Annotated in this window: 22 protein-coding genes; 11 read left to right on the top strand and 11 right to left on the bottom strand. The window is 71.1% G+C overall.

Annotated elements, in window-relative coordinates:
• Positions 1-187 precede the first annotated feature (187 nt).
• Positions 188-1,972 (top strand): glyoxylate carboligase, encoded by a 1,785-nt coding sequence (gcl, locus tag ABZ858_RS24345; protein ID WP_361382301.1) that lies wholly within the window; start codon positions 188-190, stop codon positions 1,970-1,972.
• A gap of 118 nt (positions 1,973-2,090) precedes the next feature.
• Here gcl and ABZ858_RS24350 read toward each other — a convergent pair whose 3' ends face one another.
• From ABZ858_RS24350 to ABZ858_RS24365, 4 genes are all read right to left on the bottom strand, one after another.
• Entirely contained in the window at positions 2,091-2,327 is a 237-nt protein-coding gene (locus tag ABZ858_RS24350; protein WP_361382304.1) for a hypothetical protein, read from the bottom strand.
• A gap of 536 nt (positions 2,328-2,863) precedes the next feature.
• Positions 2,864-4,327 carry a catalase gene (locus ABZ858_RS24355; RefSeq protein ID WP_361382307.1) on the bottom strand — a complete coding sequence of 488 codons (1,464 nt, stop codon included), beginning with the start codon at positions 4,325-4,327 and terminating at the stop codon, positions 2,864-2,866.
• Positions 4,328-4,554: 227 nt separating this feature from the next.
• Positions 4,555-5,469, bottom strand: coding sequence for a 2-hydroxy-3-oxopropionate reductase (locus tag ABZ858_RS24360; RefSeq protein ID WP_361382310.1), 915 nt, complete (start codon positions 5,467-5,469; stop codon positions 4,555-4,557).
• A 43-nt stretch (positions 5,470-5,512) separates the two neighbouring features.
• Positions 5,513-6,352, bottom strand: coding sequence for a TIM barrel protein (locus tag ABZ858_RS24365; protein WP_361382313.1), 840 nt, complete (start codon positions 6,350-6,352; stop codon positions 5,513-5,515).
• Positions 6,353-6,522: 170 nt separating this feature from the next.
• Here ABZ858_RS24365 and ABZ858_RS24370 point away from each other — a divergent pair, with 170 nt between their 5' ends.
• The 8 genes from ABZ858_RS24370 to ABZ858_RS24405 all read left to right on the top strand — a co-directional run bounded on the left by ABZ858_RS24370 (position 6,523) and on the right by ABZ858_RS24405 (position 13,814).
• A complete protein-coding gene (locus tag ABZ858_RS24370; protein ID WP_361382316.1) occupies positions 6,523-6,774 on the top strand; it encodes a hypothetical protein in 252 nt (83 codons plus the stop codon).
• Positions 6,771-7,133 carry a helix-turn-helix domain-containing protein gene (locus ABZ858_RS24375; protein ID WP_361382319.1) on the top strand — a complete coding sequence of 121 codons (363 nt, stop codon included), beginning with the start codon at positions 6,771-6,773 and terminating at the stop codon, positions 7,131-7,133. The genes ABZ858_RS24370 and ABZ858_RS24375 overlap by 4 nt, the downstream gene beginning before the upstream one ends.
• A gap of 175 nt (positions 7,134-7,308) precedes the next feature.
• Positions 7,309-7,818, top strand: coding sequence for a 2-oxo-4-hydroxy-4-carboxy-5-ureidoimidazoline decarboxylase (uraD, locus tag ABZ858_RS24380; protein WP_361382322.1), 510 nt, complete (start codon positions 7,309-7,311; stop codon positions 7,816-7,818).
• A 58-nt stretch (positions 7,819-7,876) separates the two neighbouring features.
• Complete coding sequence (gene uraH, locus ABZ858_RS24385) at positions 7,877-8,278, top strand: hydroxyisourate hydrolase (protein ID WP_361382324.1); 402 nt, start codon at positions 7,877-7,879, stop codon at positions 8,276-8,278.
• A gap of 8 nt (positions 8,279-8,286) precedes the next feature.
• On the top strand, positions 8,287-9,222 hold the full coding sequence (gene pucL, locus ABZ858_RS24390; protein WP_361382327.1) for a factor-independent urate hydroxylase: 936 nt from the start codon (positions 8,287-8,289) through the stop codon (positions 9,220-9,222).
• A 64-nt stretch (positions 9,223-9,286) separates the two neighbouring features.
• Complete coding sequence (locus tag ABZ858_RS24395) at positions 9,287-10,696, top strand: nucleobase:cation symporter-2 family protein (protein ID WP_361382329.1); 1,410 nt, start codon at positions 9,287-9,289, stop codon at positions 10,694-10,696.
• 69 nt (positions 10,697-10,765) lie between these two features.
• Positions 10,766-12,151 (top strand): 8-oxoguanine deaminase, encoded by a 1,386-nt coding sequence (locus tag ABZ858_RS24400; RefSeq protein ID WP_361382332.1) that lies wholly within the window; start codon positions 10,766-10,768, stop codon positions 12,149-12,151.
• A 232-nt stretch (positions 12,152-12,383) separates the two neighbouring features.
• The gene (locus ABZ858_RS24405) at positions 12,384-13,814 is read left to right on the top strand and encodes a nucleobase:cation symporter-2 family protein (RefSeq protein WP_361382335.1); all 1,431 of its coding nucleotides are present in this window, start codon (positions 12,384-12,386) and stop codon (positions 13,812-13,814) included.
• 70 nt (positions 13,815-13,884) lie between these two features.
• On the opposite strand, the gene ABZ858_RS24410 is transcribed toward ABZ858_RS24405, so the two are convergent.
• The 4 genes from ABZ858_RS24410 to ABZ858_RS24425 form a co-directional block, all read right to left on the bottom strand.
• The gene (locus ABZ858_RS24410; RefSeq protein WP_361382338.1) at positions 13,885-14,520 is read right to left on the bottom strand and encodes a hypothetical protein; all 636 of its coding nucleotides are present in this window, start codon (positions 14,518-14,520) and stop codon (positions 13,885-13,887) included.
• A 105-nt stretch (positions 14,521-14,625) separates the two neighbouring features.
• Positions 14,626-15,231 carry a histidine phosphatase family protein gene (locus ABZ858_RS24415; RefSeq protein ID WP_361382341.1) on the bottom strand — a complete coding sequence of 202 codons (606 nt, stop codon included), beginning with the start codon at positions 15,229-15,231 and terminating at the stop codon, positions 14,626-14,628.
• 96 nt (positions 15,232-15,327) lie between these two features.
• Complete coding sequence (locus ABZ858_RS24420; RefSeq protein ID WP_361382344.1) at positions 15,328-15,534, bottom strand: DUF397 domain-containing protein; 207 nt, start codon at positions 15,532-15,534, stop codon at positions 15,328-15,330.
• A complete protein-coding gene (locus ABZ858_RS24425) occupies positions 15,531-16,391 on the bottom strand; it encodes a helix-turn-helix transcriptional regulator (RefSeq protein ID WP_361382347.1) in 861 nt (286 codons plus the stop codon). Before ABZ858_RS24425 ends, ABZ858_RS24420 begins: the two co-directional genes overlap by 4 nt.
• A gap of 157 nt (positions 16,392-16,548) precedes the next feature.
• Between ABZ858_RS24425 and ABZ858_RS24430 the strand changes: the two genes are divergently transcribed.
• Positions 16,549-17,013 carry an ATP-binding protein gene (locus ABZ858_RS24430; protein WP_361382350.1) on the top strand — a complete coding sequence of 155 codons (465 nt, stop codon included), beginning with the start codon at positions 16,549-16,551 and terminating at the stop codon, positions 17,011-17,013.
• Between the two features lie 28 nt (positions 17,014-17,041).
• On the opposite strand, the gene ABZ858_RS24435 is transcribed toward ABZ858_RS24430, so the two are convergent.
• Positions 17,042-18,250, bottom strand: a complete 1,209-nt coding sequence (locus tag ABZ858_RS24435; RefSeq protein ID WP_361382353.1) for a pyridoxal phosphate-dependent aminotransferase — start codon at positions 18,248-18,250, stop codon at positions 17,042-17,044.
• An 81-nt stretch (positions 18,251-18,331) separates the two neighbouring features.
• Here ABZ858_RS24435 and ABZ858_RS24440 point away from each other — a divergent pair, with 81 nt between their 5' ends.
• Positions 18,332-18,958 carry a winged helix-turn-helix transcriptional regulator gene (locus ABZ858_RS24440; protein WP_361382356.1) on the top strand — a complete coding sequence of 209 codons (627 nt, stop codon included), beginning with the start codon at positions 18,332-18,334 and terminating at the stop codon, positions 18,956-18,958.
• 63 nt (positions 18,959-19,021) lie between these two features.
• Here ABZ858_RS24440 and ABZ858_RS24445 read toward each other — a convergent pair whose 3' ends face one another.
• A complete protein-coding gene (locus ABZ858_RS24445; RefSeq protein WP_361382359.1) occupies positions 19,022-19,876 on the bottom strand; it encodes a hypothetical protein in 855 nt (284 codons plus the stop codon).
• Positions 19,876-21,141, bottom strand: coding sequence for a VWA domain-containing protein (locus ABZ858_RS24450; protein WP_361382362.1), 1,266 nt, complete (start codon positions 21,139-21,141; stop codon positions 19,876-19,878). The genes ABZ858_RS24445 and ABZ858_RS24450 overlap by 1 nt, the downstream gene beginning before the upstream one ends.
• Between the last annotated feature and the right edge of the window lie 6 nt (positions 21,142-21,147).

The raw sequence follows: 21,147 nt of genomic DNA on the forward strand, positions 1-21,147 counted from the left end.
GACCCCGTCCGGGCGGGTGCTCGTGCTGCCCACTCTTGACGGCCTTGACGCACCGCCTTACATTGCTTCCAGATCGTAGAAATTACTTTCCGCTATACGGAAGTACGGAGAAGCTCACCGCGGGGCGCGACGGGAGTGACCATCCGGCAGCCGAGACAGCAGAAGACAGCCGAAGCAGGAGTACTCGATGGCTCGTATGACCGCTGCCCGCGCGGCAGTTGAGATCCTCAAGCGCGAGGGCGTCACCGACGCGTTCGGTGTGCCGGGCGCGGCGATCAACCCCTTCTACGCGGCGCTCAAGGCTGCCGGCGGCATCGGCCACACCCTCGCCCGCCATGTCGAGGGCGCCTCGCACATGGCCGAGGGCTACACGCGTACGCGCGCCGGCAACATCGGCGTCTGCATCGGTACCTCCGGCCCGGCCGGCACCGACATGATCACCGGCCTGTACTCGGCCATCGGTGACTCCATCCCGATCCTGTGCATCACGGGCCAGGCCCCGACCGCCGTGATCCACAAGGAGGACTTCCAGGCCGTCGACATCGCCTCCATCGCCAAGCCGGTGACCAAGATGGCGGTCACCGTCCTGGAGGCCGCGCAGGTCCCCGGCGTCTTCCAGCAGGCGTTCCACCTGATGCGCTCCGGCCGTCCCGGCCCGGTCCTGATCGACCTGCCGATCGACGTGCAGCTGACGGAGATCGAGTTCGACCCCGAGACGTACGAGCCGCTCCCGGTCTACAAGCCGGCCGCGACCCGCGCCCAGGTCGAGAAGGCGCTGTCCCTGCTGACCGCCTCCGAGCGGCCGCTGATCGTCGCGGGCGGCGGTGTCATCAACGCCGACGCCTCCGAGCTGCTCGTCGAGTTCGCCGAGCTGACCGGCGTCCCGGTGGTGCCGACCCTGATGGGCTGGGGCATCCTGCCCGACGACCACGACCTGAACGCCGGCATGGTCGGCCTGCAGACCTCGCACCGCTACGGCAACGCGACCTTCCTGGAGTCCGACTTCGTCCTCGGCATCGGCAACCGCTGGGCCAACCGCCACACCGGCAAGCTGGACGTCTACACGGCCGGCCGCAAGTTCGTGCACGTGGACGTCGAGCCCACCCAGATCGGCAAGATCTTCGCGCCCGACTACGGCATCGCCTCCGACGCCAAGGCCGCGCTGGAGCTGTTCGTCGAGGTGGCCAGGGAGCTGAAGGCGGCCGGCGAGCTGCCCGACCGCTCCGAGTGGGCCGCCGCCGCGCAGGAGCGCAAGGCCAAGCTCCAGCGGCGTACCCACTTCGACAACATCCCGATCAAGCCGCAGCGCGTCTACGAGGAGATGAACAAGGCGTTCGGGCCCGAGACCCGGTACGTCTCCACCATCGGCCTCTCGCAGATCGCCGGCGCCCAGATGCTGCACGTCTACCGGCCGCGGCACTGGATCAACTGCGGCCAGGCCGGCCCGCTCGGCTGGACCATCCCGGCCGCCCTCGGTGTCGCCAAGGCCGACCCGGACTCCCCGGTCGTCGCCCTCTCCGGCGACTACGACTTCCAGTTCATGCTGGAGGAGCTGGCCGTCGGCGCGCAGCACAAGATCCCCTACGTGCACGTCCTCGTCAACAACTCCTACCTGGGCCTGATCCGCCAGGCGCAGCGCGGGTTCGACATGGACTTCCAGGTGAAGCTGGAGTTCGAGAACATCAACTCGCCCGAGCTGGGCGTCTACGGCGTCGACCACGTCAAGGTCGCCGAGGGCCTGGGCTGCAAGGCGATCCGGGTGACCGACCCCAGCGAGCTGGGCGCCGCCCTGGAGCAGGCCAAGAAGCTCGCCGCCGAGTACCAGGTCCCGGTCGTCGTCGAGGCGATCCTGGAGCGCGTCACCAACATCTCCATGTCCGGCACGAACGACATCGGCAACGTCGTCGAGTTCGAGGAACTCGCCACCGAGCCGGGCCACGCGCCGACCGCGGTCAAGACCCTGAAGGTCTGACCCACCCGCACCGCGGAGAGCAGGGGCGGCCACCCGAGAGGGGGGCCGCCCCTTCGCGCTGTCCCGCGTCGGCGGGGGCTGGTCCCGTACCGGCGGACGCCAGGCGCCCCAGGCCCCTTCAGGCGTCCTCGTCGTCCGACAGGCCCGGCCAGTCCTCCGGGCCGCCGCCCTGCCAGTCGATGAGGTCGCTCTCCTCCACCTCGATGCGGTCCAGGTCGGCGAGCCGGAGGATCTCGATCACGTCGTCCAGGTGGGAGGCGAGTCCCAGGGTCACGTCGCCCTCGGTGACCCGCCGGGAGCCGTCCAGGGCCGGCGGATGCACCACGATGTGCGGATGCTGCGTGGGGTGGTCCATGCCCCAAGACTCCTGCGCGGACAGCAGGAGCGCACCCCGGGAGAAACCTCCTGGCACGGACAGGCGCGGCGCGGGGCAGCTTGGGACAGCACAAGACAGCACAAGACAACGCAAGGCGGCGCAAGGCAGCGCAAGACAACGCAAGGCAGCGCCGGATGCGGGACCGTCCGCATCCGGCGCTGCCCGGCCGGTGAGGTGTTCGGTTGTCTGAGGCCGTCCGACGGCGCGAGACTGGGCGCGACAGGACGTTCGCGCCGCCGGACGGAGTCTGGGGGCCCCGCGGGAAGCGGGGTGTGGTGCACGGGTGCACCGGGTGGGACCGCGGCGGGTGCGACGGAGCCGGAGCGCCTTCCCTCTGGTCGAGAAGACGGTCCCGGGACCTTCACCACCGCACTGGCTCGCACGCCGCCGCGGTCCTCGCCCTGTCCGCGCGGCCGTCGGGTGACCACCCCTCATCCGGGTCGCCCGACGCCCGCGCGGGGCGTACGCGTCCGGGTCCTGACCTCCCCGTCAGGACACCGGACGCGGCTCGCGGCTCAGTCCTCGCGCAGGGCGCGGACCGCCGCCTCCACACGCTTGCCGTACTCGGGGTCGGCGGCGTGGAAGTGTGCGAGGTTCTTCTCGACGACGTCGTTGCGGGAGACCTGCGAGAGACCGCCGGCGATGGTGGCGACCAGCCGCTCCTTCTCCGCCTCCGACATGAGGCGGTACAGCTCGCCCGCCTGGAAGAAGTGGTCGTCCTTGGTGTGCAGCGGGGCCTCGTGGGTGCCGGTGTGCCCGGAGACGGCCAGCGGGGCCGCGAGCGGGCGGCCGGTCTCGACCGGGCCGTCGTAGGAGTTCGGCTCGTAGTTCTTGGCGTGGCGGCCCTGGGCGTTGGACGCCATGAGACCGTCGCGGCCGTAGTTGGCGGCACCGCCGGGCACGGCCTTCGGGGCGTTCACCGCGAGCGCGGTGTGGTTGACGCCCAGGCGGTAGCGGTGGGCGTCCGCGTAGGCGAACAGGCGGCCCTGGAGCATCTTGTCCGGCGAGGGACCGATGCCCGGCACGAAGTTGTTCGGGGAGAACGCGGCCTGCTCGACCTCGGCGAACACGTTGTCCGGGTTGCGGTCCAGCACCATGCGGCCCACGCGCTGCAGCGGGTAGTCCTTGTGCGGCCACACCTTGGTCAGGTCGAACGGGTTGAAGCGGTAGTCCGCCGCCTGGGCCGCCGACATGATCTGGACGTACAGCGTCCAGGACGGGTGCACCCCGCGCTCGATCGCCTGGAGCAGGTCGGTCTGGTGGGAGTTCGCGTCGCCGCCGGCCAGCGCGGCGGCCTCCTCGCCGGTCAGGCAGCGGATGCCCTGGTCCGTCTTGAAGTGGTACTTGACGAAGAAGCCCTCGCCCTTGGCGTTCGTCCACTGGTAGGTGTGGGAGCCGAAGCCGTCCATGTGGCGGTACGACGCCGGGATGCCGCGGTCACCCATCAGCCAGGTCACCTGGTGCGTGGCCTCGGGGGAGTGGGCCCAGAAGTCCCAGACGTTGTCCGGCTCCTGGCGCCCGGTGAACGGGTCGCGCTTCTGCGAGTGGATGAAGTCGGGGAACTTGACCGGGTCCTTGATGAAGAACACCGGGGTGTTGTTGCCGACGAGGTCGTAGTTGCCCTCCTCGGTGTAGAACTTCACCGCGAAGCCGCGCGGGTCGCGCACCGCGTCCGCGCCGCCGAGGGAGTCCGCCACCGTGGAGAAGCGGATGAACAGCTCGGTGCGCTTGCCGATCTCGCTCAGGAAGTCGGCGTGGGTGAAGCCGGTGACGTCGTCGGTCACCTCGAAGTGGCCGTAGGCGCCGGAACCACGGGCGTGCACCACGCGCTCCGGGATGCGCTCGCGGTTGAAGCGCGCCAGCTTCTCCAGGAGGTGCTGGTCCTGGAGGAGGAGCGGGCCGCCGATGCCGGCGGAGGCGGAGTTCTGGTTGTCGGCGACCGGGGCGCCGGACTCTGTCGTGAGCACGCGCTGCGACATCGTGGACCTTCCATGCGGGGGCAGCGGAAACTTGTTTCCGCTTTGTGGAGCCTAGGTTTGGGCGACCAGGGCGTCAACAGTTTGTTGAATTCCCGGTCGGGGCTGCCGCCGGAGACGGGCCCGGGCGGACGACCGGAGGGGTGGACCGGGTGGACGCCGCCGCCTGGGCGCGACAGGACAGGTGTCGGCGGCGGCGCCCCCCGGGGCTGTGTGACCGGCCGGCCAGGTCAGACCTGGGCGCCGGACAGGCGCTCCACGGCCCGCAGCAGGGCCGAGTGGTCCAGGCCGCCGTCGCCCTGGGCGCGCAGCGAGGCGACCAGCTGGGCGACCACGGCACCGACCGGGAGGGCCGCACCCACGTTGCGGGCGGCGTCGGTGACGATGCCCATGTCCTTGTGGTGCAGGTCGATGCGGAAGCCCGGCTTGAAGTCCCGGTTGAGGAAGTTGTCCTTCTTGCGGGTCAGCACGGTGGAGCCGGCCAGACCGCCGTTGAGGACGTCCAGGGCGGCCTGGAGGTTCACACCGGACTTCTCCAGGAAGACCACGGCCTCGGCGCACGCCTGGATGTTCACGGCGACGATCAGCTGGTTGGCGGCCTTCACGGTCTGGCCCGAGCCGTGCGGACCGCACAGCACGATGGTCTTGCCCAGCGCGTCGAAGAGCGGCTTGGCCTGGTCGAAGTCGGCCTGCTCGCCGCCGACCATGATGGACAGGACGGCCTCGATCGCGCCGGCCTCGCCGCCGGAGACGGGAGCGTCCAGGACGCGCACGCCCTTGGGCTCGGCGGCCTTGGCCAGGTCGACCGAGGTCTGCGGGGTGATCGAGGACATGTCGATGAGGAGCGCGCCGGACTTCGCGTTCTCCAGGATGCCGTCCGGGCCGTAGGCGATCGCCTCGACCTGCGGGGAGGCGGGCACCATCGTGATGATCACGTCGGCGTCCTTGACGGCCTCGGCGATCGAGCCGGCCACGGTGCCGCCGGCGGCGGCCAGGCGGTCCAGCTTCTCCTGCTCCAGCGTGAAGCCGGTGACCTGGTAACCCGCCTTGATCAGGTTCTCGGACATGGGGGAGCCCATGATGCCGAGGCCGATCCACGCGATCGCCGGGCGGGCGGACTGGGAGGAAGCTGCGGGGTTGCTCATGACAGGGGTGCCTCTCTGCAAAAAACTGTGCTGTGTCGGAAGGTCAGCGGGCCGCGCGGGCCCCGGCCGGGAGCCAGTCGAAGGACTCGGCGCTCGGCCGGTCGCCGGGCTTGTACTCCAGGCCGACCCAGCCGTCGTAACCGGCCTTCTTCAGCTGGTCGAGCAGCTCCTCCAGGGGGAGGGAGCCGGTGCCGGGGGCGCCGCGCCCGGGGTTGTCGGCGATCTGCACATGGCCGGTCTTCGCGGCGTACCGCTCGATCACCGAGGGCAGGTCCTCGCCGTTCATCGACAGGTGGTACAGGTCCATCAGGAACTTGGCGTTGCCGAGGCCGGTGGCCGCGTTCACCTTGTCCACGACCTCGATCGCGGCGGGCGCGCTGACCAGCGGGCACAGCGGCGACTCGGGCTTGTTCAGCGCCTCGATCAGGACCGTGCCGCCGACGGCGCCGACGGCCCGGGCCGCCAGGACCAGGTTCTCCAGGGCGAGCGCGTCCTGCTCGGCCGGGTCCACGCCCTCGACGCGGTTGCCGTAGAGCGCGTTGAACGTCGTGCAGCCGAGCGACCGGCCGAATTCGATGGCCACGTCGATGTTGGCGCGGAACCTCTCCGACTCCGCGCCCGGGACCGACAGCGCGCCGCGGTCGGGGCCCGGGAGCTGCCCGGCGTAGAAGTTCAGCCCGGTGAGCTGGACTCCCGCGTCCTCGATCGCCTGCTTGAGGGCGTCAAGCTCGGACTGCTCGGGGGTGGGGGCGTCGACCCAGGGCCACCACAGCTCGACCGCGGTGAAGCCGGCCGCGGCGGCGGCCGCGGGACGCTCCAGGAGCGGGAGTTCCGTGAAGAGGATCGACAGGTTGACGTTGAAGCGCTGGTCTGCGAATCCCATCAGGGTCGCGCTCCCTTCCGTGTGTGCAATTCCGTATTACGGAAGTTCATTTCTGCTTACTGGAAGATTGCCGTCGTGTGTCGGAGCTTGTCAAGAGGGGCCGGCCGGCCGGCGGGCTTCCGGCCGTCCGAGGCCGCCCGAAAACGGGCCTTGCGCGTTAGGTTGAGCGCGTGCGATTGAGAGTGGAGTTCACGACCGAACCCTTCGACCTGGACGAGGCACCCCCGCACGCGCTGGCCGCGCGGGAGGTCGTCGAGGCCGCCGAGCTGGACGCCGTGGACGTCGGCCCGTTCGGCAACACCGCCGAGGGAGGCGCCGACGCCGTGCTGGCCGTCGTGGACACCCTGCTGCGCAAGAGCCTGCGGGCCGGCGCCACCCGGATCTCGCTGCAGGTCAACGTGATCGGGGAGGGTGATAGGTGACCGGGGAAGAGCCCTTCATCACGGCGGTCAAGCCGCTGGTCGACGCCATCGGCGGCGAACTGCTCCCGCCCGACGAGGCCGGGCCCGACGACGTCGTGCTCGCCTGGGAGGGCCTGGACGCGGTCGCCGTGCGCCTGCCCCAGCTCGCCGACTCGCTCGACCACATCCTGGTCGCCATGGAGCGCCGCCGGGGCGTGCCGCTGGCTGATCTGGACCGCCGGGCCAAACAGGAGATCGTGCGGGTCCTGGAGGCGCGCGGCGCCTTCTCCGTACGGCACGGGGTGGAGACCGTGGCGGGCGCGCTGGGCGTCAGCCGCTTCACCGTCTACAACTACCTGAACCGGGAAAAGGAAGGCTGAGCCGCCGCGGGCGGGAGGGGCGTGACCGGGCCCGGACGGGACCGGTCCGGGAGCGAGCAGGCCCGGTTCGAGGTTTGTTCAGAATTTTCAACAAAGTGTTGACGTGATGTTTCGGAGGGCGTTAGCTATCCGCAGCCCGTTCAGCACACAGGCCATTCCGGCCACGGAGGCTCCCGTGACTACGAGTTCCACGCCGTCGGGCCTCGCCCGTTTCAACGCTCTCCCGGAGGCCGCGGCCCGTGCCGCGCTCCTGGAGGCGTGCGCCTCCACGGCGTGGGCCCAGCGGCTGCTCGCCGCCCGGCCCCACGCCGGTGCCGAGGACCTGTACGCCGCCAGTGACGCCGCCATGGCCGAGCTGACGGCGGCGGACCTGGCGGAGGCGATGGCCGGCCACCCGCCGATCGGCCGCCCCAAGCCCGGTGACCCGACCTCCGCCCGCGAACAGAGCGGCATGGCCGGCGCCTCCGAGGCCCTCAAGGCGGAGATGCTCGAACTCAACCTGGCCTACCAGGACAAGTTCGGCCACGTCTTCCTCATCTGCGCCACCGGCCGGACCGGCGAGCAGATGCGGGACGCGGTCAAGGAGCGGATCGGCAACGCACCGGAGCAGGAGCGGGAGATCATCCGCACCGAACTGGGGAAGATCAACCGCATCCGCCTCGCGCGCCTGCTCGAAGACGCGTGAGTCCCCTGCTCGAAGACGCCGAAGAAGACGCCTGAAGAAGACGCCTGAAGAGGAAAAGATGAGCACCGAGACCACCGCCTCAGTGTCCACGCACATCCTGGACACCAGCGCCGGCCGCCCCGCCGGGGGCGTCGCCGTCCAGCTGTCCGCCCGCTCGGGCGGGGCGGCGGACTGGCAGCCGCTCGGCGGCTCCGCGACCGACGCGGACGGGCGGTGCAAGGACCTCCCGGCACTGCCGGAGGGGACCACCCACGTACGGCTCGTGTTCGAGACCGAGCCGTACTTCGCCAAGAAACAAGCCGCGGCCCAGCAGGACGCCCCCGCGCTCCGGGACAGCGAGAACAGCAGGCCGGTGTTCTTCCCCGAGGTCACCATCGCCTTCGCGGTGGTGCCCGGTGAGCACTACCACGTTCCGCTGCTGCTCAACCCGTTCGGCTACTCCGTTTACCGAGGGAGCTGACCGACACCATGACCCGTTTCGTCCTGGGACAGAACCAGTACGGCAAGGCCGAGAACCGCGTCGTCAAGATCACGCGTGACGGCGACACGCACCACATCAAGGACCTGAACGTCTCCGTCGCCCTCTCCGGCGACATGGAGGAGGTCCACCGCAGCGGTTCCAACGCCAACGTCCTGCCGACCGACACCACCAAGAACACGGTGTACGCCTTCGCCAAGGAGCACGGGATCGAGAGCGCCGAGGACTTCGGCGTCAAGCTCGCCCGCCACTTCGTGGACAGCACCGGCTCCATCTCCCGGGCCCGCATCCGCGTCGAGGAGTACGGCTGGGAGCGGATCGAGACCTCCAAGGGCGGCGCGCGCTTCGTCGGCGCCGACGAGATCGCCCACTCCTTCGTCCGCAAGGGCCAGGAGACCCGCGTCGCGCAGATCACCTACGACGGCCACGGCATCCAGGTGCTCTCCGGGTTCAAGGACCTGACCGTCCTGAACTCCACCAACTCCGAGTTCTTCGGCTACCTGAAGGACAAGTACACCACCCTCCAGGAGGACTACGACCGCATTCTCGCCACCACCGTCTCCACCTGGTGGCGGCACAACTGGGACGGCATCGACTCGCACGCTCCCGCCTGGGACCGCTCGTACAACGGGGTGCGCAAGCACGCGCTGCAGGCGTTCGCCGAGACCTACTCGTACTCGCTCCAGCAGACCCTCTTCGAGATGGGCGTGCGGGTGCTGAACTCCCGCGACGAGGTCGACGAGATCCGCTTCTCGATGCCCAACAAGCACCACTTCCGCTCGGACCTGTCGCCCTTCGGGATCGACAACGAGGCCAAGGACGGCGCCGTCTACTACGCCGCCGACCGCCCGTACGGCCTGATCGAGGCCACCATCCTGCGCGACGGCGCCGAGCAGCTCATCCCGGTCGACATGACCAACCTCTGACGCGGGACGCGCGCCACCGGTCCGGGCCTTCGGACCGGTGGCGCGCCACACCGGAGGGAACAGAATGGCACAGCGTGCAAAGGGGCCCGCGAAAGGCCCGTGTTCCACCCCGCCGGTGCACACCGAGGACGCCGTCACGTCCGTGCACCCGGTGGACGAGAAGCTCCACCCCTCGCGGCTCGTCCCCGCCGCTCTCCAGCACATCGCCGCGATGTACGCGGGCGTTGTCACTCCTCCGCTCATCATCGGTCAGGCCTGCGGACTGGACGTCGCGGCCCGCACCCGCCTGATCGCCGCGTCCCTGCTCATCGCCGGTGTCGCGACCATCCTGCAGACCATCGGTGTCAAGGGTGTCGTCGGCAACCGCCTGCCGTTCGTCAACGCGGCCTCCTCCGCCGGTATCGCACCGATCCTCGCGATCGCCGAGACCAACTCCAAGGGCCACCAACTCCCCGCGATCTACGGGGCGGTGATGGTCGCCGGAGTGTTCTGCCTGGCCATCGGCCCGTTCTTCGGCCGGCTGCTCAGGTTCTTCCCGCCGCTGGTCACCGGCGTGGTGATCACGCTCATCGGGGTCACGCTGATGCCGGTCCCGGTCGGCTGGGCCCAGGGCGGCGACAAGACCGCCGCCGACTTCGGCGCCATGAAGAACCTCGCCCTCGCCGCGTTCACCCTGGTCGTCATCCTGCTCATCCAGCGCTTCGGCAAGGGCTTCGTCAAGCAGGTCGCCCTGCTGTTCGGCCTACTGGTCGGCACCCTGGCCGCCATGCCGTTCGGGATGGCCGACTTCAGCGGCATCAAGTCGGCCCCGGTCGCCGCGCTGCCCACGCCGTTCGCCTTCGGCACCCCGGTCTTCCAGCCCGCGGCCATCCTCTCGCTGTGCATCGTGATGCTGGTGCTGATGACCGAGTCCAGTGCCGGCATGCTCGCCCTCGGCGAGATCTGCAACCGCCGCGCGGATGCCCGGACCATCACCCGCGGCCTGCGCACCGACGGCATCGCCACCCTGCTCGGCCCCGTCTTCGGCGGCTTCCCCACCTCGGCCTTCGCCCAGAACGTCGGCGTCGTCTCGCTCACCCGGGTGCGCAGCCGCTACGTCGTCGCCGTCGCCGGCGGCGCCCTGCTGGTGCTCGGCGCCTTCCCGGTGCTCGGCGCGGTCGTCTCCCTGGTGCCCATGCCGGTCCTCGGCGGCGCCGGCATCGTCCTGTTCGGGTCGATCGCCGTCAGCGGCATCCGTACGCTCTCGGAAGCCGGACTCGACGACAGCTCCAACATCATCCTGGTGGCCGTCGCGCTCGGCGCCGGCATCATCCCGCTGGCCGCCCCGACCTTCTACGCCGAGTTCCCGGCCTGGGCGCAGACCGTCCTCGGCTCCGGGATCAGCGCCGGAGCGATCGTCGCGGTCTCGCTCAACCTGTTCTTCCACCATCTCGGCACCCGGAGCCGGCCGGCTCCGGCACTCAAATCCTCCTAGGGTCCTGCCGTGCCCACCCCGTGGACCCACCCCGTCCACGGGCCGCCACCGAAAAGACAAGGAAGCGCCATGGCACCAGCGGCAGCCCAGCGCGTCGTCGTCGAGAACTGCGCGATCGCCACCGTGGACGCGCACGACACCGAGTACGCCTCGGGACACCTCGTCCTCGCCGGGAACAGGATCGAGTCGGTCGGCGCGGGCCAGGCCCCCAGCGGCCTGGAGAACGTGGTGCGCCGCATCGACGCGCGCGGCCACCTGGCCACCCCGGGCCTAGTCAACACCCACCACCACTTCTACCAGTGGATCACCCGGGGTCTGGCCACCGACCACAACCTGTTCGACTGGCTCGTCGCGCTCTACCCCACCTGGGCGCGCATCGACGAGGAGATGGTGTACGCCGCGGCCCAGGGCTCGCTGGCCATGATGGCCCGCGGCGGCGTCACCACCGCCATGGACCACCACTACGTCCACCCGCACGGCTCCGGCGATCTGTCCGGCGCGATCATCCGGGCCGCCGCCGAGCTGGGCGTCCGCTTCACGCTGGCCCGCGGCTCGATGGACCGCAGCGAGAAGGACGGCGGGCTGCCGCCGGACTTCGCCGTCGAGACGCTGGAGGACGCGCTCGCCGCCACCGAGGAGACCGTCACCAAGCACCACGACGCCTCCTTCGACGCCATGACCCAGGTGGCCGTCGCCCCCTGCTCGCCCTTCTCCGTCTCCACCGAACTCATGCGCCAGGGCGCCGAGCTGGCCCGCCGGCTCGGTGTGCGGCTGCACACCCACGGCTCGGAGACCGTGGAGGAGGAGAAGTTCTGCCACGAGCTGTTCGGCATGGGCCCCACCGACTACTTCGAGTCGACGGGCTGGCTCGGCGAGGACGTGTGGATGGCGCACTGCGTCCACATGACCGACGCCGACATCGCCGCCTTCGCCCGCACGAAGACCGGCGTGGCGCACTGCCCGTCCTCCAACGCCCGCCTCGCGGCCGGCATAGCCCGGGTCCCCGACCTGCTCGCCGCGGGCGTCCCGGTCGGCCTCGGCGTCGACGGCACCGCCTCCAACGAGTCCGGCGAACTCCACACCGAACTGCGCAACGCCCTGCTGGTCAACCGGCTCGGCGCGTACCGCGAGGCCGCCCTGAACGCCCGCCAGGCGCTGCGGCTCGGCACCTACGGCGGCGCCCAGGTGCTCGGCCGGGCCGGGCAGACCGGCTCGCTGGAGCCGGGCAAGCTCGCCGACCTCGTGCTGTGGAACCTGGACACCCTGGCCCACGCCTCCATCGCCGACCCCGTGACGGCGCTGGTGTTCGGCGCGGCCGCCCCGGTCACGGCGTCCTTCGTGGGCGGCCGGCAGATCGTCGAGGACGGCCGGCTGCTGCACGCCGACGAGGACGCCATCGCGCACGCCACCCGTGCGGAGGCACGGCGCCTGGCACGCATCGCCGCCCAGCACTGAGCGGCCCGAGAACTCCGGCCGGGAGGGACGGCTCCCGGCCGGTGCCGCGGACCCGAGCGGGGTCCGCGGCAGCCGGCCCCGGGGCGCGCGTGGACGCGCGCGCCCCGGACCGGTACCCGTTCGCCGCCCCTCGGGGTTCGCGACGGCCCGTCCCCGGTCCCGCACGACCACACGCACCACCCTCCCTGACACACACGCCAGTAGACGTGTCTAACCGACCGGAGGAGCAGCCGTGGCCACTCAACCCGCGTCCCGCGATGAGGCACGACAGCCAGCCGAGTCCACCCACCCCGTCGACGAGAAACTCCCCGCCCTGAAAATGGCGACCAGCGGCCTGCAGCACGTGGCCGCCATGTACGCGGGTGTGGTCGCCCCGCCCCTGATCGTCGGCGCGGCCATCGGCCTGAGCCCCGGCGACCTCACCTTCCTCACCGGCGCCTGCCTGTTCACCGCGGGCCTCGCCACCTTCCTGCAGACCCTCGGAGTCTGGAAGATCGGCGCCCGGCTGCCGTTCGTCAACGGCGTCACCTTCGCCGGTGTCGCCCCCATGACCGCGATCGCCGCCTCCACCAAGGACAAGTCGGACGCGCTGCCGATCATCTTCGGCGCGGTCATCGTCGCCGGACTCCTCGGCTTCGTGTTCGCCCCGCTGTTCTGCAAGGCCATCCGCTTCTTCCCGCCGGTCGTCACCGGCAGCGTGATCACCCTCATCGGTGTCTCGCTGCTGCCGGTCGCCTTCGGCTGGGCGCAGGGACCCGACCCGGCCGCGCACGACTACGGCTCGGTGACCAACCTGACGCTGGCCGGCATCACCCTCGCCGTCGTGCTGCTGCTGCGCCGCTTCACCCGCGGCTTCGTCAAGCAGATCGCCGTGCTGATCGGTCTCGTCCTCGGCACGCTCATCGCGATTCCGTTCGGCGCCACCGACTTCGGCCCGGTCGCCGACGCCGACGTGGTCGGCTTCCCGACCCCGTTCCACTTCGGCGCCCCGCAGTTCCAGGTCGCCGCGATCCTGTCGATGTGCGTGGTCATGGTGGTCTGCATGACCGAGTCCACGGCCGACATGCTGGCCCTCGGCGAGATCGTCGAGCGCCCGGCGGACGAGAAGACGATCGCGGCCGGCCTGCGCGCCGACACCCTCGGCTCCGCCCTCAGCCCGCTGTTCAACGGCTTCATGTGCAGCGCCTTCGCGCAGAACATCGGTCTGGTGGCCATGACCCGCATCCGCAGCCGGTACGTGGTCGCCGTCGGCGGCGGATTCCTGGTCCTGATGGGCCTGTGCCCGACGGCCGCCTCGCTGATCGCCGTCGTACCGCGCCCGGTGCTCGGCGGCGCCGGCGTGGTGCTGTTCGGCTCGGTCGCCGCCAGCGGCATCCAGACCCTGGTCCGGGCGGCCCTGGACAAGGACAACAACGTCCTGATCGTCGCCGTCTCGCTGGCCGCGGGCATCATCCCGATCACCGCGCCGAACTTCTACCACGCCTTCCCCGAGACGGCCCGGATCGTCCTCGACTCCGGCATCTCCACCGGCTGCGTGGTGGCCGTCGTGCTCAACCTGCTCTTCAACCACATCGGCAAGGGCCGCGACGCGGAGGACGTCACCCACCCGATGGAGGGCGGCGAGGAGATCGCGGAGGCGGCCCACCCGGTGGGCACGCACTGACCCGACGTACGACCGCACCAGGGGCACGGCACACCGCCGTGCCCCTGGCGGCGTCGGCGGGGGAGTGCGGTCACACCCGCCGCGGCGAGGCCAGCAGGTACCGGGCTCGCGTACGCGGCTCCGTGTACTCCCCGGCCTGCCACCCGGCCCGCTCCAGCGTGGCCGCGCAGGCCCGCAGCGCCTCGGTGTCCTGACCGTGGACCGCGACCGCCTCCGGCTGCGGCGTCGCCCGTACCCGGTAGCCGTCGCCGTCCGGTCCGGCGGGCCGGTGCCCGGCGGCCTCCAGGGCGAGCGCGGCGGCCCGCACGAGATGCGCGCGCTCCCAGCCGCAGGGCCGGTCAATCGCCCCGTCCGCGTTGGTCATCCGGCGCAGCTCCAGCAGCCCCTGCCAGGCACTGCGCACCTCGCGGACCCGGGCGGCGCCCACGTCCACCGGCGTCTCCTCACCGCCGGTCCGGGCGGCGAACACCCCGGGCGCACCGGCCACGGCCGTCTCCCCGGCGGCACCCTCCGGCTCGGGCGCCGCCTCGCGTATCCGATGGCCGGCCGGGGTCAGGAAGTACGCGTGCGGCGGCCGCGGATGCCGGAAGGCGAGGCCATGCTTGACCAGCGCCGCGAGCTGCGCCGGGGTCCCCCTGACCCGCCCGGACACGGGATCGGCGGCGTCGAGCACGCGGCGCTGCGCGGCGGTCGGCGGTCGCGTCACGGCGTACTCCCTCCCCGAGCGGGCACCGAGGACGGTCCTCACGGCCCCTTCGAAGAGTACGGCCAGGGTCTGACAGTGAGGACGCGGGCGGCCTCGCCCCGGAGGTCAGGAGGGGCCGGCCGGCCGGATGTTCCACGCCGCGATCACCGGCCGGTCGTGTTCCGTGCCCAGCCGGCACACCGTGCCCGTGGCCAGTTGGAACAGCGCGCCCGAGGACGGCGGCAGCCCGAGGCGGCGGGCGGTGAGCACCCGCAGGAAGTGGCCGTGGGCGACCAGCAGCACGACCCCTTCCGTGTTGGCGAAGGCGGCGTCCACCTTGGCGAGCATCCGGTCGGCCCGCTCCCCGACCTGCTCCACCGTCTCCCCGGGATGCTCCGGCGGCCCGGGCGCGACCCCGTCCGTGAACAGGAACCAGCCCGGCCGGGTGCGCTGGATCTCGGGCGTGGTGATCCCCTCGTAGCCGCCGTAGTCCCATTCGCGCAGGTCCATGTCGACCCGTGCGTCCGGGACCCCGATCAGCTCGGCCGTCTCCCGCGCGCGCTGCATCGGGCTGACGAACGCGGCGCCGATCCGGTGCGAGCGGATGAGCGGCACCAGTCGCCGCGCCTCCTCGCGCCCGCGCTCGGTCAGCGGCACGTCGGTGCGGCCGGTGTGCCGCCCGGACCGCGACCACTCGGTCTCCCCGTGCCGGACGAGAAAGAGATCACCCACGTCCGCTGTTCCTTCCCTGTCGTCACCGACGACACCCTGACACGTACCGGGTACGGCCGCAGTCGGGACTGGGCCGTACGGCCGGTACGGAGCCGTTCAGCAGTCGGCGGCGTAGGGAAGGAAGGCGGCCCATCCCTGCGGGGCGAAGGCCAGGTGGGGGCCTTGGGTGGTTTTGGAGTCACGGACGTGGATGGTGCGGGGCGTGTGGGCGACTTCGACGCACTCGGGGCCGTCGTTGGTGCTGTAGCTGCTCTTGAACCACGCGAGCGCGGAATTGTTCCCAGACGAGGGGATGGTCATCATGTCTCTCCCAGTACTTTCTCGATGAAGGCCAGCGACTTACGGGGCGTGAGAGCCCGAGACCGGATGATGCCGTAGCGGGCATCGACGATTTGAACCTGCTTGGGATGGGACATGAGGTGGCTGGTGAGCTGCGCTTCCGTGTGCGCCACCGTGTTCCCCTCATGGAGCCGCATCAGCTGGATCGAACCAGCCAGGCCGGCGTGGTCGTCGCAGTTCGTGGGCATCACCTGGATCTCCACGTTCCGTCGTTGGCCGACCTCCAACAGATGCTCAAGCTGGTTCCGCATCACCATTCTGCCGCCAAGAGGGCGGAGCAAGGCCACCTCTTCCAGTACGAAGCTGAGGACAGGCATCGGCTGTCGGTCGAAGATCTCGTGCCGAGCCATGCGTGCCGTGACGAGGCGTTCCACTTCCTCTTCGCTGAAGACAGGACGACGCGAGCTGTACAAGGCCTGGGCATAGTCCGGCGTCTGGAGCAGGCCATGGATGACAGCGTCGGCGTAACAGCAGATCTCGACGGCCTGTGCCTCCAGGTTCCGCAAGTCCCGAATCCTCTTGGGGTACCGAACCTCCTCCACATCCTGCTGCAGCGCGATGATCACACCACCGGCATCGAGTACGCGCTCCGCCTCCTTGAGGAACTGCAGCTTCGGTGCGCGCCGTCCGCGTTCTACCGCGGAGACCTGCTCCTCGCTGTAGCCGATGGCCAGGCCCAACTCGGCCTGGGTGAGCCCCATGCGCTCGCGGCACTTCTTGATGACCCTCCCTACTGTCCGAAGGACCGCCGCTGTCTCTTCGTCTCCCCAGGTCACTTCCATCGGGTCGTCGATGAGCTGTCCTTGCTCCGTCGCGTCCATGCTCCGGTACCTCCGTGTGTCGCCTGGTCTCAACTCCCCGCCGGTACACCGCGTAACGCGTCCCCGCCCGTACAGTCCCGGACAGCACCCGGACAGTAACGCTGCGTACCGTCATCTTCACTGGGCAGCGTAGGGACGATCGGCCACGCTGGGTGACATGAACGCCGATATCTCCACCCCTGGGTGGACCGCAGACTCCATGGCGCCCACCGGGCAGTTCACGATCCGGCTGTCGGCCACGCCGAGAGGCGCCCGGCTGGCCCGCCGCCTGGCGGCGCAGCAACTCGCGGAGTGGGGCTGGGGGTACGACACGGAGGCGAGCGAGACGGCCGCGCTGCTGGTCGCGGAACTCGCCGCGAACGCGGTGCGGCACGGCCGGGTGCGGGGCCGGGACTTCCGCCTGACGCTCACTTTCTACGCCGCCGACCCGGCGCTGCGGATCGAGGTCACGGACGCGAGGCCGGACCACCGGCCGCCGCCCACTCTCCCGCAGCCGTCGCCGGACACGGAGTCGGGCCGGGGACTGCTTCTGGTCGAGGCCCTGTCGACACACTGGGGAGTGACGAGCGCGGACCCGTACACGAAGACCGTCTGGTGCGAGGTCCTCTTCGGGCGCGGGTAGTTGACGCCGCCGCTCGCCCCGTCCCCACCTACTGCCGGTACCCGCCCAGGAACCGTCCGATCCTGCTGATCGCCGTGTCCAGTACGTCCGCGTGCGGCAGGGTGAGGATGCGGAAGTGGTCCGGGGTGGGCCAGTTGAAGCCGGTGCCCTGGACGACCTGGATCTTCTCGCGCAGGAGCAGGTCCAGGACGAACTTCTCGTCGTCGTGGATCTGGTGGACCCTCGGGTCGAGGCGGGCGAAGGCGTACAGCGCGCCCTTCGGCTTCACGCAGCTGACCCCGGGGATCTCATTCAGCTTCTCCCAGGCGGTGTTGCGCTGCTCGTGCAGCCGGCCGCCCGGCGCGGTCAGTTCGTGGATGGACTGACGGCCGCCCAGCGCGGCCTGGATCGCGTACTGGGCGGGCGCGTTGGCGCACAGCCGCATGGAGGCCAGCATGGTCAGGCCCTCCAGGTAGTTCCTCGCGCGCTGCCGGGGACCGGTCACCGCCAGCCAGCCGGAGCGGAAGCCCGCCACGCGGTAGGTCTTGGACAGGCCGCAGAAGGTGAGGACGACCAGATCCGGGGCGAGGGCGGCGGTGGAGTGGTGCACGGCGTCGTCGTAGAGGATCTGGTCGTAGATCTCGTCCGCGAAGACCATCAGGCCGTGCCGCCGGGCTAGGTCGAGGATGCCCTCCAGGATCTCCTTGGGGTAGACCGCGCCGGTGGGGTTGTTGGGGTTGATGATGACGACCGCCCGGGTGCGGTCGGTGATCTTGGACGCCATGTCGTCCAGGTCCGGGTACCAGTCGGCCTGCTCGTCGCACAGGTAGTGGACCGCCTTGCCGCCGGCCAGCGTGGTCACCGCCGTCCACAGCGGGAAGTCCGGGGCGGGGATGAGGACTTCGTCGCCGTCCTCCACCAGCGCCTGCACCGCCATCGACACCAGCTCGGAGACGCCGTTGCCGAGGAACACGTCGTCGACGCCGACCTCCAGGCCGCGTTCCTGGTAGCGCTGGGCGACCGCGCGGCGGGCGGAGAGGACACCGCGCGAGTCGGTGTAGCCGTGCGCCCGGGGCAGCATCCGGATCATGTCCTGGAGGATCTCCTCCGGCGCCTCGAAGCCGAACAGCGCCGGGTTGCCGGTGTTCAGGCGCAGCACGCTGTGGCCCGCCTCCTCCAGCGCGTTGGCGTGCTCGATCACCGGGCCGCGGATCTCGTAACAGACCTCGCTCAGCTTGCTCGACTGCCGGAACTCCATGGACCCCTCCGGAAACTTGTGGTGCTTGGTTTTACCAAGTGGGAGCTTGGAAAGTCCAACAACGTGTCTAGACTGCGTCGCATGTCACCTCGCCGAAGCTACGACCAGTACTGCTCCGCCGCCCGCGCGCTGGACACCGTGGGCGACCGCTGGACCCTGCTGATCGTCCGGGAACTGCTGGCCGGTCCCCGCCGCTACACGGACCTGCACGCCGACCTGCCGGGGGTGAGCACCGACGTCCTCGCCTCGCGGCTGAAGGACATGGAACGCGACGGACTGGCGACCCGGCGCCGGCTGCCCCCGCCCGGCGCCGCCTTCGTGTACGAACTGACGCCGCGCGGACGCGACTTGCTGCCCGTGCTCCAGGCGCTGGGGGAGTGGGGACAGGCCGAGCTGGGCGAGCAGCGGCCCACCGACGCGGTGCGCGCCCACTGGTTCGCGCTGCCGCTGCTGCGCGCCCTGGAGGGCGAGGGGATCGTCGAAGTACGGCTGGAGGAAGGCGTGTTCCATCTGTACGCCGGTGCCGGGGACGGCCCCGTCTACGGCGACGGTCCCGCGCCCGGCGAGCCCGACGCCCGCCTCGCCCTGGACTCCGCCACCTGCGCGGCCCTCGCCCGCGGGGAGACGACCCTCGCCGCGGCGGTGCGCGCCGGCCGGGTGGACGTCACCGGTGACAGCCCGCCGGCCAAGAGCCTGCGGGAGGCGTGAGGCGGCAAGGCCCGCCTCGGGAGAGGGAGGCGGGCCTTGCGGGTCAGGTGAGGTGGCGGGGCGTCAGGCGCCCGGCGGTACCTGCGACGGCCGTCCCGAACCGCGCGTCAGCGCGTATCCGCCGATGCCCGCGAGCGCGGCCAGCACCGCGCCGATCCCGGTCCACACCCAGCGGTCGGACCACCAGCCGGAGGACCACCCGCCGTCCGGCTCGATACCGGCCAGCACGGCCGGCTTCTTCGAGCCGTCGCCGTTCGCGTCCCCTTCGCCCTTCGCGTCCCCGGCGCTCTTCGCGTCCCCGTCGCCCTGCTGGTCCTTGACCGCGATCCCCGGGACCAGGGGCCGGGACAGCGAGCCGTCCACCGCCGCCGCGCCGCCGATGTGCTTCGAGTCGGCCTTCACTTCGGCGCTCACCGGCAGCCCCAGGTCGGTGGCCTGGAGGCCGACCGCCGTGAGCCGGACGTAGTACGTGCCGGGCAGCGGGTCGTCCGCCCACGGCTCCGACCAGCCGCGCACCGTGCGCAGCACACAGGTCAGGGCGACGGAGGCGGTGCCCTCGGGGGCGGTGCGGGTCTGGGTGCCGTACTGGCATGCCTGGCGGCGGCGCAGGCCGTCGTAGACGTCGAGCTGCCAGGTCTGCGCGGTGTGCTTGTCCGGCAGCTTCACCGTCGCGCTGACGGTGGGGCGCTGACCGGCGTCCGCCGGGAACGACCAGTACAGGTAGTCGCCGGTGGAGCCGTCGGCCGTGGCCCGCTGCCCCTGCTCGATCTCCGTCGCGGTACGGAACGACGTGCCCGCCCGGGACGGCGCCGCGCTGTCGCCGGAAGGGCTCGCCGAGGGGGAGGCGTCGGCCGCCGCGGGAGCCGCCGCGAGCCCGAGTACCAGCAGTGCGCCGCTCAACGCACGGGTGAAACGCATCAGTTGGTCCTCCAGATCGCCACGCGCCAGCGCGAGAGCCAGCCCCAGACCACTCCGGCCAGGAAGCCGACGACCACCAGCAGGCCCAGCAGCCACCAGCCGCGGCCCAGTCCGAACGCGGCCACGTCATGGGCCTGGTCCGGGCCGTCCACCACGTCCACGGTCAGCTCCAGCGGCAGCCCCGGCGAGGTCTTCACCCCGGGCGCCGCCGAGAAGGAGTTGGTGACCTGGAGGCACACCGTCTCGGCGGGCGCGCCGTCGCCGTCGCTCTTGGCCTTCGGGTAGCGCAGGCCCGTCGAGACCACGTCGGTCCGGCCGGTGCCCGCCGCCTCGCCGCGCACCAGCTCGCGGCCCTGCCGGGTGACGGCCCGCAGCAGCATCCCGTAGTCCGGGTTCACGGCCCGGTCGTCGGCCACGCTCACCGAGGCGCGCAGCTCCTGGCCGGGGTTCACGTCCACCCGGTACCAGCGCTGCTGTCCGAACTCCTCGCGGTCGGTGTAGAGGCCGGACTTGAGCGCCGGGGCCTTGGCGCAGTCGGCGGCGCCCTCGGTGGCGACCGGGGTCACCACCGGATCGGCGGCCCGGTCGACCAACTGGCCCACCCGGTCCGAGAGTTGCTCCTTGTGCTGCACGGACGTGTACGTCCCGCCGGTCGCGTCGGCGATGCAGCTGAGCTGGTCGCGGGTCTTGGCGTCCGGGACCAGGCCCAGCGTGTCGATGGTCAGGCCGATGCCCTTGGCCGCTATCTCGCGGGCCACCTCGCACGGGTCAAGGGGCTGGCAGGTGTCCTCGCCGTCGCTGATCAGGACGATACGGCGGGTGCCCTCGCCGCCCTCCAGATCGGTGGCCGCCTTCAGCAGCGCGGGTCCGATGGGGGTCCAGCCGGTCGGGGCCAGGGTCGCCACGGCCGTCTTGGCCTCGGTGCGGTTCAGCGGGCCGACCGGGTAGAGCTGCGCGGTGTCCTTGCAGCCCGTCTTGCGGTCGTTGCCGCGGTAGTTGGCGCCCAGGGTGCGGATGCCGAGCCGCACCTCCTCGGGCGTGGCGTCCAGCACCTCGTTGAACGCCTGCTTGGCCGCCGCCATCCGCGTACCGCCGTCGATGTCCCGGGTGCTCATGGAACCGCTGACATCCAGGACGAGTTCGACCTTGGGAGCGGCCGGGCCGCCCGTCTCGTCGGCTGCCGCGCCGGCCGGGAAGGCCGCCCCGGCCGTCAGGGCGGCGAGCAGAGCACAGACTCCTGCCGCCAGCCGTTGTCTTGTGATCATCGGCGG

Origin of the sequence: Streptomyces sp. NPDC047017 (genome assembly GCF_040644175.1) — a bacterium.
GTDB lineage: Bacteria > Actinomycetota > Actinomycetes > Streptomycetales > Streptomycetaceae > Streptomyces.

Excerpts from the sequence above, each read along its gene's own strand:
- ABZ858_RS24420 (WP_361382344.1), bottom strand. The coding sequence starts at position 15,534 with ATGATGACCATCCCCTCGTCTGGGAACAATTCCGCGCTCGCGTGGTTC.
- ABZ858_RS24425 (WP_361382347.1), bottom strand. The coding sequence starts at position 16,391 with ATGGACGCGACGGAGCAAGGACAGCTCATCGACGACCCGATGGAAGTG.
- ABZ858_RS24440 (WP_361382356.1), top strand. The coding sequence starts at position 18,332 with ATGTCACCTCGCCGAAGCTACGACCAGTACTGCTCCGCCGCCCGCGCG.
- ABZ858_RS24445 (WP_361382359.1), bottom strand. The coding sequence starts at position 19,876 with ATGCGTTTCACCCGTGCGTTGAGCGGCGCACTGCTGGTACTCGGGCTC.
- ABZ858_RS24435 (WP_361382353.1), bottom strand. The coding sequence starts at position 18,250 with ATGGAGTTCCGGCAGTCGAGCAAGCTGAGCGAGGTCTGTTACGAGATC.
- gcl (WP_361382301.1), top strand. The coding sequence starts at position 188 with ATGGCTCGTATGACCGCTGCCCGCGCGGCAGTTGAGATCCTCAAGCGC.
- ABZ858_RS24450 (WP_361382362.1), bottom strand. The coding sequence starts at position 21,141 with ATGATCACAAGACAACGGCTGGCGGCAGGAGTCTGTGCTCTGCTCGCC.
- uraH (WP_361382324.1), top strand. The coding sequence starts at position 7,877 with ATGAGCACCGAGACCACCGCCTCAGTGTCCACGCACATCCTGGACACC.
- ABZ858_RS24355 (WP_361382307.1), bottom strand. The coding sequence starts at position 4,327 with ATGTCGCAGCGCGTGCTCACGACAGAGTCCGGCGCCCCGGTCGCCGAC.
- ABZ858_RS24395 (WP_361382329.1), top strand. The coding sequence starts at position 9,287 with ATGGCACAGCGTGCAAAGGGGCCCGCGAAAGGCCCGTGTTCCACCCCG.
- pucL (WP_361382327.1), top strand. The coding sequence starts at position 8,287 with ATGACCCGTTTCGTCCTGGGACAGAACCAGTACGGCAAGGCCGAGAAC.
- ABZ858_RS24365 (WP_361382313.1), bottom strand. The coding sequence starts at position 6,352 with ATGGGATTCGCAGACCAGCGCTTCAACGTCAACCTGTCGATCCTCTTC.
- ABZ858_RS24430 (WP_361382350.1), top strand. The coding sequence starts at position 16,549 with ATGAACGCCGATATCTCCACCCCTGGGTGGACCGCAGACTCCATGGCG.
- ABZ858_RS24400 (WP_361382332.1), top strand. The coding sequence starts at position 10,766 with ATGGCACCAGCGGCAGCCCAGCGCGTCGTCGTCGAGAACTGCGCGATC.
- ABZ858_RS24350 (WP_361382304.1), bottom strand. The coding sequence starts at position 2,327 with ATGGACCACCCCACGCAGCATCCGCACATCGTGGTGCATCCGCCGGCC.
- ABZ858_RS24360 (WP_361382310.1), bottom strand. The coding sequence starts at position 5,469 with ATGAGCAACCCCGCAGCTTCCTCCCAGTCCGCCCGCCCGGCGATCGCG.